The organism is Ruegeria sp. AP11 (assembly GCF_056535865.1).
Window position 1 is genome coordinate 136,485 of sequence record NZ_JBQFJB010000002.1, and the last position, 13,865, is coordinate 150,349.

16 protein-coding genes are annotated in these 13,865 nt (G+C 55.8%); 9 read left to right on the forward strand and 7 right to left on the reverse strand.

Annotated elements, in window-relative coordinates:
- Positions 1-9: 9 nt before the first annotated feature.
- Positions 10-855 carry a GlxA family transcriptional regulator gene (locus ACR3E4_RS18500; protein WP_480536472.1) on the reverse strand — a complete coding sequence of 282 codons (846 nt, stop codon included), beginning with the start codon at positions 853-855 and terminating at the stop codon, positions 10-12.
- Here ACR3E4_RS18500 and ACR3E4_RS18505 point away from each other — a divergent pair.
- Together ACR3E4_RS18505 and ACR3E4_RS18510 are read left to right on the forward strand one after the other, a co-directional pair.
- Entirely contained in the window at positions 854-1,123 is a 270-nt protein-coding gene (locus ACR3E4_RS18505) for a hypothetical protein (protein WP_480536471.1), read from the forward strand. The two genes, ACR3E4_RS18500 and ACR3E4_RS18505, sit on opposite strands and share 2 nt — an antisense overlap.
- A 31-nt stretch (positions 1,124-1,154) precedes the next feature.
- Positions 1,155-1,784, forward strand: coding sequence for a helix-turn-helix domain-containing protein (locus tag ACR3E4_RS18510; protein WP_480536483.1), 630 nt, complete (start codon positions 1,155-1,157; stop codon positions 1,782-1,784).
- On the opposite strand, the gene ACR3E4_RS18515 is transcribed toward ACR3E4_RS18510, so the two are convergent.
- From ACR3E4_RS18515 to ACR3E4_RS18535, 5 genes are all read right to left on the reverse strand, one after another.
- Positions 1,762-2,166, reverse strand: coding sequence for a GNAT family N-acetyltransferase (locus ACR3E4_RS18515; protein WP_480567267.1), 405 nt, complete (start codon positions 2,164-2,166; stop codon positions 1,762-1,764). The two genes, ACR3E4_RS18510 and ACR3E4_RS18515, sit on opposite strands and share 23 nt — an antisense overlap.
- Positions 2,167-2,277: 111 nt before the next feature.
- On the reverse strand, positions 2,278-3,345 hold the full coding sequence (locus ACR3E4_RS18520; RefSeq protein WP_480536469.1) for a heme-dependent oxidative N-demethylase family protein: 1,068 nt from the start codon (positions 3,343-3,345) through the stop codon (positions 2,278-2,280).
- Positions 3,346-3,358: 13 nt separating this feature from the next.
- Positions 3,359-4,321, reverse strand: a complete 963-nt coding sequence (locus ACR3E4_RS18525; protein ID WP_480536468.1) for a PDR/VanB family oxidoreductase — start codon at positions 4,319-4,321, stop codon at positions 3,359-3,361.
- The gene (locus tag ACR3E4_RS18530) at positions 4,318-4,914 is read right to left on the reverse strand and encodes a dimethylamine monooxygenase subunit DmmA family protein (RefSeq protein ID WP_480536467.1); all 597 of its coding nucleotides are present in this window, start codon (positions 4,912-4,914) and stop codon (positions 4,318-4,320) included. The genes ACR3E4_RS18525 and ACR3E4_RS18530 overlap by 4 nt, the downstream gene beginning before the upstream one ends.
- 55 nt (positions 4,915-4,969) lie before the next feature.
- Positions 4,970-6,115 carry an aminomethyl transferase family protein gene (locus ACR3E4_RS18535; protein ID WP_480536466.1) on the reverse strand — a complete coding sequence of 382 codons (1,146 nt, stop codon included), beginning with the start codon at positions 6,113-6,115 and terminating at the stop codon, positions 4,970-4,972.
- 341 nt (positions 6,116-6,456) lie between these two features.
- On the opposite strand from ACR3E4_RS18535, the gene ACR3E4_RS18540 reads away from it, so the two are divergent.
- From ACR3E4_RS18540 to ACR3E4_RS18570, 7 genes are all read left to right on the forward strand, one after another.
- Positions 6,457-7,830 carry an ammonium transporter gene (locus ACR3E4_RS18540; protein WP_480473113.1) on the forward strand — a complete coding sequence of 458 codons (1,374 nt, stop codon included), beginning with the start codon at positions 6,457-6,459 and terminating at the stop codon, positions 7,828-7,830.
- 12 nt (positions 7,831-7,842) lie between these two features.
- Positions 7,843-8,058 (forward strand): hypothetical protein, encoded by a 216-nt coding sequence (locus tag ACR3E4_RS18545; RefSeq protein ID WP_010437786.1) that lies wholly within the window; start codon positions 7,843-7,845, stop codon positions 8,056-8,058.
- 146 nt (positions 8,059-8,204) lie between these two features.
- A complete protein-coding gene (locus tag ACR3E4_RS18550) occupies positions 8,205-9,134 on the forward strand; it encodes a class II glutamine amidotransferase (protein ID WP_480536465.1) in 930 nt (309 codons plus the stop codon).
- Between the two features lies 1 nt (position 9,135).
- Entirely contained in the window at positions 9,136-9,819 is a 684-nt protein-coding gene (locus ACR3E4_RS18555) for a protein GlxC (protein ID WP_480536464.1), read from the forward strand.
- 20 nt (positions 9,820-9,839) lie between these two features.
- Positions 9,840-11,168, forward strand: a complete 1,329-nt coding sequence (locus ACR3E4_RS18560; RefSeq protein WP_480536481.1) for an FMN-binding glutamate synthase family protein — start codon at positions 9,840-9,842, stop codon at positions 11,166-11,168.
- Positions 11,169-11,248: 80 nt separating this feature from the next.
- Positions 11,249-12,577: a type III glutamate--ammonia ligase gene (glnT, locus tag ACR3E4_RS18565; RefSeq protein ID WP_480536463.1), complete on the forward strand. Its 1,329-nt coding sequence runs from the start codon at positions 11,249-11,251 to the stop codon at positions 12,575-12,577.
- 66 nt (positions 12,578-12,643) lie between these two features.
- A complete protein-coding gene (locus tag ACR3E4_RS18570; protein WP_480536462.1) occupies positions 12,644-13,354 on the forward strand; it encodes a type 1 glutamine amidotransferase in 711 nt (236 codons plus the stop codon).
- A gap of 10 nt (positions 13,355-13,364) precedes the next feature.
- Here the strand turns inward: ACR3E4_RS18570 and ACR3E4_RS18575 are convergent, their stop codons facing one another.
- Positions 13,365-13,799 (reverse strand): group II truncated hemoglobin, encoded by a 435-nt coding sequence (locus ACR3E4_RS18575; protein ID WP_480536461.1) that lies wholly within the window; start codon positions 13,797-13,799, stop codon positions 13,365-13,367.
- Between the last annotated feature and the right edge of the window lie 66 nt (positions 13,800-13,865).

The window sequence follows — 13,865 nt, forward strand, 5'->3', positions numbered from 1 at the left end:
GCGTCTCGCTCAGCTTGAAGGCAGCGGTGCGTTGTCTTCGACTCGGAAGCGGTTGATGCGGCGGCGGTCTTCGCTGGGGCTTAGCCCGAAGGCAGATCGGTAATGTGTCACCAATGGTGTGACCGAGCTAAAGCCGATAGCGGCTGCGATGTCGGCAATGGGGTCTTTGGTATAGACAACCATCTGACGTGCCGCTTTCATGCGCATGGCGCGGAAATAGTGGCTGGGGCTTTGACCTGTCGCCTGTTTGAAGGCGCGTTCGATTTGGCGCGGCGTGACACCGGCCTGCTTTGACAGTTCGGCAATCGACAACGGATCGCCAATCCGGCTGGCGTATAGCTCAACGCATTTTGCCACAAGTGGCGGCAGCTTTTCACCGGTGTCGGGCCTGCTGGTATTCGGAACCTGTTGGCGCACACCTTCACCTCGCATCAGCGGGTGCTGAAACCAGCAGGCCACCTCATGCGCAACATCACCACCCAGACGATCCTCGATCAGGTGCAGCGCCAGATCGAACGCGGCCGCGGCCCCCGCTGCAGTGTAGCGAGAGTTGTCCGTTACAATAACTTCGCGCCGGGCGTCCATGTCCGGAAACTCGGCCTCAAAGGCCGACTCGTAACACCAGTGAACCGACACCGGATGACCATTCATGACGCCTGAGCGGACCAACGGAAACACGCCCGCGCTGATCCCGCCCAGAATGGTTCCGTGGCGCGCCAGCATGCGTAATGCTCCATCACCCTGGATCGGATTCTGAAACTTTGAAGTCGGGCTGCTGAGCAGGAACAGAATATCGATTGACTGACAATCCGACAGGTCGCGCTCGGCCTCGAAGCGGACATTGGCGCTGGACATGACTTTGCCCCCGTCTTCTGTTACCAATGACCAGCAAAATGCCTCTTGTCCCGCTATTTCATTTGCCGCTCTCAAAGGTTCGATGACAGAAGTCAAGCAGGCCATCGGAAATCCGTCGAACAACAGGAATCCAATCTCGTTACATTTTTCTACCAGCATGATTATTTTACTATCAGGAATAATAGGTGCTATGATAGCCCGAATTGGATTGGCTGAAACGGCGCAGCTGCTTGCACCGTTGGTTCGGACAAGTGTAGCAAGACATTGAAGGCGAAACATTGAAAAAACGCGACACAGAAATGATGGGAAATCTGACTCAGGATCCGCATTCCGTTCGAACGAGTGAACGTGAAAAGGTGCTCGAAATAGCAATCGGCCGCGAGGTCCGAGCCTTTCGTAAACAGCAAAACATCACCGTAGCTGAACTGGCCCAACTGACAGGATTATCAATTGGCATGTTGTCGAAGATCGAGAACGGCAACACGTCGCCCTCTCTGACGACGCTGCAATTACTCGCCGACGCACTTTCGGTTCCCCTGACCAGCTTCTTCCGCCAGTTCGAGGAACGCCGGGAAGCCGTTCACACAAAAGCGGGCGAGGGTGTAGAGCTTGAGCGCGAAGGAACCCGCGCCAATCATCAATACAATCTTTTGGGTCATATCGGCGCTAACGGGTCAGGCGTGATCGTCGAGCCGTATTTGATCACGCTTACCGCAGAATCCGATGTCTTTCCGACGTTCCAGCACGGTGGGATTGAAACAATTTACATGTTGGAGGGCGAAGTCGATTATCGCCACGGAGATAAGAATTATCCATTGAAGCCCGGCGATACCCTATTCTTTGACGCGGATGCCCCGCATGGACCAGAGAAACTGGTCAGCCTGCCGGCAAGATACATTTCTGTGATTAGCTATCCGCAGACAAATTGACTGGCTTGCGCATCAGGAAATCAGTGGGTTTGTCGTAACCTTCGTGCGTTCCCATACTTACGATCGTGAAACCAAGGCGTGAAAACACGCGATGATTTTCAGTAAGTTCGACACGGGTTTCCAGCTCCAGCTCGGACAATTCAAGGGCCGCAGCCCGACGTACGGCATGGTCTACTATCACCGAACACAGGCCCTGCCCGCGCATCCGCTCGTGCACCGCCAGTTTTCCCATATACAGCCTGCCAGACTTTGGCATAAGGAACATGCAGCCAGTTAGCGGACGGCCAATAGCCCAAATCTCACCTCCGGCATGACAATGTGCCTGCATACCCTCCACGGTCAGCCGATGAACGGAGGACGGCGAGAAGATCCGGCCATCCATGTATCGGAACGAAGAACGCAGTAAGGCTAATACGTCATACAAAGCTGAGTCGTTGCCGAGTACCTGCCAAATTGTCTTGTCCGGACCAGCTATGACCGCTGCGATACCCGTTTACTTTGACAAAGGCGGTTCCGTTTCCAGATCCGGCCATACACCCGGTGAGGTTGGCAGTCCGTCGTCAAATTGGTTGAGGTAATCCAGCATCATTGGACGGTTGTCGATGAACCCTTTATAAGTGGCCAATTCAACCGGAAGATCGCGAATAACACGATGAAGGCGGCGACCCCATTTCGGTACCGTCATCAGATCCTGAAAACTGCACAGATAACAGCGGATCGGGAACACCAGCGCGTTTGACCGCGGCAACCGGAAGAAGGTCTGCAACTCGACCCGTAGATGCTGCTTATGAGCAATATTCTCAGGCGTCAAAGTTGTCTTCTGGATACCCCATTTATGATAGTTTTCTGGGCTCGTATCCAGCAGCGGGTTCACGGTCATGGTCCAGTTCAGACGCCGTGCCGGTGCCCCTTGTTGAATGTTCAGCAGGAATTTCAGTGCGCGCTTGAAAATTCCCATCTCATGGGCTTTCGGAACTGGCGCATGCCATTCGAAAAAGTTCATGCCGATGTCGAAATCCAGGCTCCAATCGGCTTGGGTCGTTACCATCCCGGCGTCCATCCACAGCATCTCGTCCCGCTGATCCAGCACCGCGAAATCACCCTGTGCCTGACGCGTGATGTATTCCATCGGCCCGTACGGCAGCGTGGTTTCATCCATGAAGGTGAAACTGTGATCAATGCCCAGTGGCTTGTTGATCCAACGCCACTGATTGCCGTTGCGGTGCAATTCGAACAGGTCGGGATAATCCTCTGACTTGCTGACCATGATCAGCTCGAGCAGGTCCCAACCCGCCAATGTCATGTGTGGCAGGGACTGACAGCGCAGAGGGTCCTGATCCAGAACAATGGCCCGGTCTTTCATCTCGGACACATAGTGTTCGTCAACATCGAACCGCATCTCATAGACCGAGCCCTCGGGCCCGCCCCGGTGCTGCTCCATGTTGACCGAATACATGTAGCTGTCTTCGTGAAACGGGAAAGGAAAGCGTTTGATCGCCCATTCCGAGTTGTGGAACGTATAGTCGTCACGGAAGGACTCGTCGTTGAATTGGATGGTCATGTTGGGCCTCCTTTCAGCGGTCCAGCACGAGGGACTTGCCCTCGAAACGCGATACGCAGGGCATGATCTTCTTGCCTGCGGCTTTTTCTTCGTCAGTCAGCCAATGATCGCGATGAACGAAATTGCCGTCGTGATCCAGCACAACGGTTTCGCATTGGCCGCAGGCCCCGCCACGGCACAGATACGGCGCATCCACGCCTTCGCGTTCGATGGCTTCCAGCAGGCTTTCGTTCTCACCCACATGAATGACTTTGTCCGATGTTGCCAAGCGCACTTCGAACGGTTTGCCGGGCTGCGGTGCCAAAAACTCTTCGTAATGCACGCAATCCTCGGGCCAGCCTTCGACAGCAGCAGTGCCGCGCACCCAATCGATCATGCCCTTGGGGCCGCAGACATAGACATGCGTGCCCAAAGGCTGCCCGCTCAGCAGGCTTTTCAGATCGATCTGTTGATTTTGGTCGTCATAGTACAGATGTGTTTCGTTTGGATGCCGGTCAGTCAGTTGATCGGCATAAGATGCCAACGCATTGTTACGGCACGCATAATGCAGTTCCCAATGACCGTGCAGTAGTTCAAGCTGTTTGATCTGCGCCAGAAACGGTGTGATACCGATACCACCGGCAAGAAACAGGTGTTTGCGGGCCCGCAGATCAAGTGAGAACAGGTTGACCGGATAGCTGATGGTCATCTCATCGCCCAGTTTGACCTGACGGTGCATAAACAACGAACCACCCCTGCCTTGATCGTCGCGCCGGACCGAGATGGTATAAGACGACTGATCGAAAGGGTCGGACATCAGGGAATAGGGGTTAAGCCGCGTGATGCCGCCATCCTGCATCTCGACGACGGTATGTGCGCCGCCTGAAAAGGTGGGCAATTGCCCGCCATCAACGCGTTCGAACCGGAATCGCGTCACCAGCTCGTTCAGCGGGGTGATTTCGGTCACTTTGACCTGAATTTTCTCGGCGCCACTCATTCGTAGATCCCTTTTGGCTCGGGCACGTTACCATGATCTTCGGCATCAACGCGGACACCCTGATAAGCGGCAAGGCGACGGGAATAGTGGTCCCGCACAAACAGGTTGAGCCCACAGTGCGCGCAGACAAACGGATCGACCTCGACATCTTCGGTGACGCCTTTGCAATGCACACATTGCATCCGGCGCGCGACCGAACCCCGATGTTCAGTCTGAATCGCAGTATGCGGAAGACCGACAGCCATCACTTCATTCATGGCCTGACCCATCATGCCCTCGGTACCGGTCAGATAGACCTGCAACCCCATATGCGCGTCCTCCAACACGCGGCGAATTCGATGCAGCGCGGCTTCATAAGACGGACCTTCGTAGAATTGCGCAGGGTTCAGCGCCTGCAGCTTTTCCGAGAAATCCGTGCCTTTTGGGATGTAGATCAGATGGGTTTTAGCCATCAGGTCGGATGTCGCTATGTCAAGAACGGCTTCGGCCCCTTCGGCCTCGGCGATCATGAGATGATGTTCACCTGAGCGAACCTTTAGCGTGCCCCAGACCGGGCGGCTTGCGATTGACTTTGGAAATTCGAACTTTGACATTGTGCCCTCAAATCGGAAAAGGGCGCCACGGTGTGTCCGTTGCGCCCCCTGAAACTCAGCCTTTTGCGGTTCTGATCGATTTGTCCTGATCGTAGAACGGCATCTCTTCCGCAGTCGCCGCTATTTCTGTCCCATCGCCGTTGCGCACTGTCAGCTCGGTGCCGGGCGAGGCACAGGCGACCGGCATCCGTGCGATACCCACATTGTGCCCATTGATTTCGGAATACATGCCAAAGGTGACAACACCGACCTTTTCACCGTTCTGCAACAGATCAGCACCCTCATCCGCCGGGGTGGTGCCATCCAGTTTGACACCATAGATCTTGAACCGCTCTTTGCCTTGCGAGGCATAGTGGTTCTCGGCGCCGATAAATCCGGTCTTGCCTGGTGAAACCGTGAATTCCAGACCCAGCTCCCACAAAGTATCGCCGCAGGTTTGGTCGTCGAATGGATAGGTTTCCGAGTTGTCCCCAGGGTAAAACAGCAGGTAGCTTTCTGTGCGCAGCAAATCGAGCGTCGAGAACTGGACCGGAACAATGCCCATGTCCTTGCCTTCGGCAAGGATGTTGTCCCACAGATGCACAGCGTGCTTGGCTTGGCAGAAAATCTCATACCCGCGCTCGCCGGTATAACCGGTTCGCGAAATCATCACCGGGCAGCCATAGAGTTTGGTCTGCATGATGCCAAAATAGGCCAGATCCCGAATACCGGGAACGTGCTTGGCCAGGAAATCCACCGCTACCGGCCCCTGCAGCGACATATCGTGCAAGTCATCGTCAAAGATAACCGAACAATTCTTACCGGCGGCCACCGATGTCAGCTGTTCCATCCCGGTCCCGGTGCCGTGCACGACAAGCCACGTGTTCACTGACAGGCGGTAGATGATGCAATCGTCGACAAATTTGCCTTCGGCATTCAAGATCGACGCATAAGTCGACCGACCCGGCATGATTTTTTCTACATTCCGCGTGGTGACACGATCAATGACATAGGCCGCATCTTCGCCGACCACATGAACCTTCTTCAGACCAGACACATCCATCAGCCCTGCCTTGGTGCGGATCGCTTCGTAATCTGCTTTGGCGCGTTCCGGGCTGTGGTCGTAGAACCATGCGGTCCCCATACCGTTCCAGTCTTCCAGCTCGCCGCCGATCTCGGCATGGCGCTGCGCAAGGGCGGACGTTCTCCAAAGAATGGCCATTGTTCAGCTCTCCCGTTGATTGCTTTTTGTTGACCATATTGAGGCCGAAGTCGGATCGAAAATCAACACCTCTGTGCAGATTATTTTCCTGTTGGGAATATTTGCCTGCAATTTTTGCACCCTGGGTAGGGTGCGCGAGTGTTTCATAAGTGATTATTTATCAATGCTATAGCCACTTATTTGGCATTAAGAAACATGCGCGAATTACTGGCCTCAAAGATGTTTGCCCCACATATCTATTGACAGGTCGCGAATGAAATTGTCCCCTGAGTGCACAATTATTCCCAGCAGGAAATTCTTCGCAGAAAGACCTCCTGCTGCAACAACAGGGAGACTACGAAGTGGATGGTAATCTAAATGCACTCACGACGGTCTTTACCGAGTTTTACTACTGGGTAACGGTCGTTTTCATGTTCCTCATCCATGTGGGCTTTTGCATGTACGAGGTCGGCGCCAGCCGGGCTCGTAACCATATGCACACATTGATGAAAAACATCATGATCATCCCGCTGGTGACGGTCACGTTCTTCTTCTTCGGCTGGTGGATTTACTGGGCCTTTCCGAACTTTCCGTTCTGGGGTGGATTAGATACCGAGGCGGGCGCTGCAAATCTGCCATGGGCCGACACCATGGCGACCAATCTGGGTGACAGAATCACTGGCGTCTTCTGGGCAGCATTCCTGCTGTTCTCGTGGACGGCAGCCTCGATTGTATCTGGCTCTGTGATCGAGCGGATTAGATCTTCGGCCTTGTGGGTCCATGCCGTGATGATTGGATCAGTCTGGTGGATCATCGACGCCGCGTGGGGTTGGCACTACGGCGGTTGGATGGTGCGCGTTCTTGGGTACCACGATGCTTATGCTTCCGGGGTTATTCATGCTATCGCAGGTGGTTACGCATTAGGGGTGATCATGGTTCTGGGTCCCCGCCTAGGCAAATTTGCCAAGGACGGTACGCCGCGGGACATTCCGCCGCATAACCCATGGCTGCTGACCATCGGGATATTCCTGATCTACACTGGTTTCTGGGGCTTCTATGCCGCATGCAATGTTCCGGCGATATCTCCGGAGGCAATCGACGGTCAGATAACGGGTGTTACGTGGACCGCGACCAACATCTATCTGGCGCCGACCACGCTTTCCGCGATTACCTTCAACTTCCTGATGTCTCTGTCTGGCGGGTTGATGGCAGCGTATGTTGTTTCCAAAGGTGACGCGTTTTGGACGTTCTCGGGCGGACTGGCCGGTATTATCACCGCATCTGCGGGTAACGATCTTTATCACCCGGTGCAGGCAATGATCATCGCCGCGATCGGTGTCGTGATCGTGTACAAGCTGCACTATTGGGTCGAGCGTCGGTTCAAGCTGGATGATGCCGTTGGTGCCGTTGCCGTGCATGGTTATGCAGGATTCGTTGGTCTGGTGATTTCCGGCTTTGTCCTGTGGGGCGTACCTTCTTCGCCATACGAAGGCTATGCAACGATTAACCCGGTCGGTCAGATCACTGGTGCTGTCATCATGTTCTTTGTTCTTGGCTTCTTGCCAGGTTGGATTCTTGCAAAAATCCAGTCGGCCGCAGGTGTGCTTCGAATTCCGGAAGAAGTCGAACTTCAGGGCCTCGATTACGCTGAACACCATGCCTATGAAGACGCCAAAGCCGCGATCATTGCAGCCGACAAAGAAGAATTGGCTGCCCGTGGCGTAGCCGCTGAGTAAGGGAGAAAAAGAATGTCTACTAATGGATATACAAGCTGGGCTGTTGATCTGGCCGAAGTCGGACCGATCTATCCCTTCCAAGGTTACGAAGTCCTTATGGTCATCGTGGGCGTCGTATTCTGGATCGGCTGGCATCGCATCCAATTTGTCCGAGAAGGTGAACACCTCGAGAAGGCCCGCCACACTGGCGACGAAGAAAAAGTGAAAGCACAGCTGGAACGATATTGATCCAGCTTTGAATGCTGGTGATGGGCGTAAATCTGAGTTTGCGCCCATTGCCTATCAGGAAAATTATTTTCCTGTGATTATTGATACCTGTTGGATTTGTTGATACCCTCGAATCAGGACGAAACACACAAGGAGATTTGCCAGCTATGTGCGGAATTGTTGGATTATTCCTGAAAGACCGGTCGCTTGCACCACAGTTAGGCAATATGTTGACAGACATGCTGGTCACCATGACCGACCGCGGCCCAGATAGTGCGGGGATCGCGATTTATGGTGATGAGGCAAATGGCCAGACCAAGGTGACACTGCAGTCGCCCAATCCCAAGGACGACTTTGCCGGTCTAGCCGAAGAGCTGGGGCAGCACTTGGGCGTGGTAGTAAGGCAGACTGATAATGACACGCACACTGTGCTGGACGTTCCGGCCGGGCAGTTTGAAGCAGCACGGGCCGCGTTGGCGGAAATCCGGCCTTCAGTCCGGATCATGAGCCGGGGCGAGATGCTGGAGATTTACAAAGAGGTCGGCCTGCCCAAGGACGTGGCCGCGCGCTTTGACATCAGCAGTATGAGCGGCACACATGGCATTGGTCACACTCGCATGGCTACAGAGTCTGCCGTGACGACGATGGGCGCGCACCCGTTCAACACTGGGCCAGATCAGTGTCTGGTTCATAACGGCTCGCTGTCGAACCACAATTCGCTGCGCCGCAAGCTGCGCCGTGAAGGTGTAGTGATCCAAACCGAGAATGATACCGAGGTCGGAGCCGCCTATCTGACCTGGAAGATGATGAACGGGGCCAGTCTGGGCGAGGCGCTGGAAAGCAGCCTCGAAGACCTAGATGGATTTTTTACCTTTGTGGTCGGCACCAAAGACGGGTTCGGCGTAGTCCGCGATCCGATCGCCTGTAAGCCTGCGGTTATGGCCGAAACCGATCAATACGTGGCCTTTGGCAGCGAATACCGGGCACTGGTGAACCTGCCGGGTATCGAAGAGGCCCGCGTCTGGGAGCCGGAGCCAGCAACGGTTTACTTCTGGTCTCACAATGACAGCCCCACGACCAACGAAAAGGCCGCATGATATGCAAACCTATGATCTTGAAGCAGATGGCCTGCGTGGGTTGAACACCACCCTGCAGTCGCAATCTACCGAGACTAACCAGACCAATTGGGAAGTCGTGAACCCCAAAGGCAGCCACGCCATTGCCGTTGGGCTGGATGCGCCCATCGAAGTTACGGTCAAGGGCTCAACTGGCTATTACTGCGCGGGAATGAACCAGCAGGCGACGGTCAAGGTCGAAGGCTCGGTCGGGCCCGGCGTGGCCGAGAACATGATGTCCGGTCGGGTCGTTGTCGAAGGCGACGCCAGCCAATATGCTGGCGCCACCGGCCATGGCGGTCTGCTGGTAATCAAGGGCAACGCAAGTTCGCGCTGCGGCATCTCGATGAAAGGCATCGACATCGTGGTGCATGGTAATATCGGTCATATGTCGGCCTTCATGGCGCAGGCCGGTAATCTTGTGGTCTGCGGTGATGCAGGCGATGCACTGGGAGACTCGCTTTACGAGGCGCAGCTGTTCGTGCGCGGCTCGGTCAAGAGCCTAGGCGCCGATTGCATCGAGAAAGAGATGCGCCCGGAGCATCTGGATATCTTGAAGGACCTGCTGGACCGCGCAGGCGCGGATGCCAGCCCCGAAGAATTCAAACGCTACGGTTCCGCCCGTCAGCTTTATAACTTCGACGTCGACAACGCCGCTGCTTACTGAGGAAGAAGGGTATGAAAGACATGGACGATCAGATCCCCCGCACCCTGCCGATTCAGTCGGCGACATTCACCAATCCGATCAATGCGGAAATCCGCCGCGCTGCGGCCACCGGTATCTATGATATCCGCGGTGGCGGAGCCAAACGCAAGGTACCGCATTTCGATGATCTGTTGTTTCTAGGCGCCAGCATCAGTCGCTATCCGCTCGAAGGTTACCGCGAGCGCTGCGACACATCGGTAACGTTGGGCACGCGCTTTGCAAAAAAGCCGATTGAACTGGACATTCCGATCACCATTGCGGGTATGAGCTTTGGCGCTCTGTCCGGCCCTGCGAAAGAGGCCCTTGGCCGCGGCGCATCAGCGGCGGGCACGTCGACCACCACCGGCGACGGCGGCATGACGCCCGAGGAACGCGGCCATTCCAGCAAACTGGTCTATCAGTATCTGCCTTCACGCTACGGTATGAATCCCAATGATCTGCGCAAGGCCGACGCGATTGAGGTCGTGGTTGGTCAAGGCGCAAAACCCGGCGGTGGCGGCATGTTGCTGGGTCAGAAGATTAGCGACCGCGTCGCGGAAATGCGGACTCTGCCCAAAGGCATCGACCAGCGCTCGGCCTGTCGCCATCCCGACTGGACCGGCCCGGATGATCTGGAAATCAAGATCCTCGAACTGCGAGAGATTACGGGCTGGCAGGTGCCCATCTATGTCAAGGTTGGTGCGACCCGCCCCTATTATGACACCGCGCTGGCAGTTAAGGCCGGGGCCGATGTGGTGGTGATGGACGGCATGCAAGGTGGTACTGCCGCGACGCAGGACGTGTTTATCGAGCATGTAGGTCTGCCGACGCTGTCCTGTATTCGCCCTGCCGTGCAAGCGCTGCAGGATTTGGGCGTGCATCGCGAAGTGCAACTGGTGATCTCGGGCGGCATTCGCACCGGGGCCGATGTGGCAAAGGCAATGGCTCTAGGCGCCGACGCGGTGGCCATTGGCACCGCAGCGCTGGTGGCGCTTGGTGACAACGACCCGAAATGGGAATCCGAATACCAAAAGCTGGGCACCACCACCGGGGCCTATGACGACTGGCACGAGGGTCAAGACCCCGCAGGTATCACCACGCAGGATCCCGAGCTGGCTGCCCGCCTGAACCCGGTCGAGGCCGGACGCCGTTTGCGCAACTATCTCAAGGTTATGACGCTTGAGGCGCAGACTATTGCGCGGGCCTGTGGTCATAATCACCTCCACAACCTCGAACCCGAGGATTTGTGCGCCCTGACGATGGAGGCCGCGGCCATGGCGCGTGTCCCGTTGGCCGGGACAAGTTGGTACCCGGGCAAGGAAGGGTTCTGAACTGATGCTGCGCGGCTCCCTGACGGGGGCCGCGTTTTTGCTTTGGAAATTGAAAATTCAACAGGGAAAGGAAAGCCATCGTGACGACAGATCTCGCAGCTTTCGCAAAAGAAAAAGGCGTCAAATATTTCATGATCTCGTTCACCGATCTGTTCGGTGGACAGCGGGCCAAGCTGGTGCCCGCGCAAGCCATTGCCGAGATGCAGGAAGACGGCGCGGGTTTTGCCGGGTTCGCCACCTGGCTTGACATGACCCCGGCGCATCCTGACATGCTGGCGGTGCCAGACCCGTCATCGGTGATCCAGCTGCCTTGGAAGCCCGAGGTCGCCTGGGTTGCAGGCAACTGTGTGATGGAAGGCAAGGATGTCGCCCAGGCCCCGCGCAATGTGCTGCGCCGCCTGATCGGCGAGGCCGCCGAGATGGGCATGCATGTCAAAACCGGCATCGAGGCTGAATTCTTCCTGCTCACCCCTGATGGCGAGCAGATCAGCGACCCGTTCGATACCGCTGAAAAGCCTTGCTACGACCAGCAGGCGGTGATGCGTCGCTATGATGTGGTGCGTGAGATCTGTGATTATATGCTGGAACTCGGTTGGGGGCCCTATCAGAACGACCACGAAGACGCCAATGGCCAGTTCGAAATGAACTGGGAATTTGACGACGTTCTGAAAACCGCCGACAAGCATTCCTTCTTCAAATTCATGACCAAGTCAGTGGCCGAAAAGCATGGGCTGCGGGCCACCTTCATGCCCAAGCCTGTCGAAGGGCTGACAGGCAATGGCTGCCACGCCCATATCTCGGTCTGGGATGCACCGGGAGCGGATGCCAAAACCAACGTTTTTGCCGGCGCAGGCGATGGTCCGACCGGCGAGGTAGGTCTTGGCGAACAGGGCAAGTATTTCCTGGGCGGTATCATGAAACACGCCAGCGCGCTGGCGGCGATCACAAACCCGACCGTAAACAGCTATAAACGTATCAACGCACCGCGCACGATGTCGGGTGCGACTTGGGCCCCCAATACCGTGACCTGGACCGGCAACAACCGCACCCACATGGTCCGGGTGCCCGGCCCGGGCCGGTTCGAACTGCGCCTGGCCGACGGGGCCACGAACCCCTATCTGTTGCAGGCCGTCATCATCGCCGCTGGTCTGTCTGGCATCCGCTCGAAGGCCGATCCGGGACGGCGTTGGGATATTGACATGTATGCCGAAGGCCACACCGTCACCGACGCCCCCAAATTGCCGCTGAACATGCTCGACGGGTTGCGCGAATACGACAATGATACCGAGTTGAAAGCCATGATGGGTCAGGAATTCTCAAGCGCATTTTTGAAAATGAAGCATCAGGAGTGGAACTCTTTCGTCAGCCATTTCTCTCGCTGGGAAAAGGACCACACGCTCGATATCTAAGAAACTTTTTGGGGCTGCGGACCGCTGCCGCCCCAATACCGACGCTCGGATGGAGGCCCACGCCCAATGAATGTTCTCATTTTGCAGCATTCGTTGGGTGAAAACCCAGGAGCGTTTCTGGAACATATTTCATCATGCGGTGATACCGCCAAGGTCGTGCATTTGTATGATGGCCAACCAATCCCGCAACTCGACGATTTTGATTTGCTTCTGGTTCTGGGCGGCCCGATGGACGTCTGGGAAACCGAGGTGCATCTGTGGCTCGTGCCCGAAAAACAAGCGATCAGGACGTGGATTCAAGACCTCAACCGCCCGTACTTTGGGATATGTCTGGGCCACCAACTTCTGGTTGATGCGTTAGGAGGGAAATGTGCACCTATGCAGAAGCCTGAGATCGGTGTGCTTTCCATCAATCTGACTGACGACTCGCGCAGTGATCCGCTGTTCGGGCCCCTGCCCCATCAATTCCGGGTGCTACAGTGGCATGGGGTTGAAGCCATCGACCTACCGCCCAACTCATCGGTTCTGGCGCAATCTGATGCTTGCGCTGTACAGGCTTTGCGGGTCTCAGATCGCGCCTGGGGCGTGCAGTTTCACCCCGAACTTGTTCAGGGCACGATCCAATCGTGGATGACCGATCCGGCAAATCATCAATGCGCTATGGATTGGCTTGGATGCGCAGATGCGGTGCAGGAGATGGTCACTGACAGCGACAACATTGCCGAGGAACAATTCAAGATCACGTCCAGCATTTATGCCAGACTGCGACAGATCTGATCACATCGGATCAGTCATGAACCTCGAGGTTCTTTCCGCTGTCGGCTTCAACTCTCCAGTCTGGGACATCGTTGACCAGCATCAATGCCGCACGGCGCAGAGTTTTGCGCATTTTGTCCACCACCCGACCGTCCATTCCGCAATCCGCCAACGCGGCGTCAAACGTATCCAGCCAAAGCTCGGCATCGGCCTCGCGTATCGGCACATGCGCATGAATTTCCCGCAGGTCCATATGACCAAATCGCTCACGATAATACGCCCGACCGCCCAGAAATCCGCTCAGAAACTCAAACTGTGCCTGTCTTGTATGAGACAATCCATGGCCGCGAAAATGCAATCTGTGCAATGAATGTACGGCCGGATCGGTCTCCATGCGGTCATAGAACCGTTCGACCAGAGCCCGAAGTCGATCTTCACCGCCGATTTGATCCAATGCCGATGACATACGTCTCTTCCCCGAGTTGCAGTCGTCAATAATTATTGCATAACAGGAAAATAAGTTTATCACCAG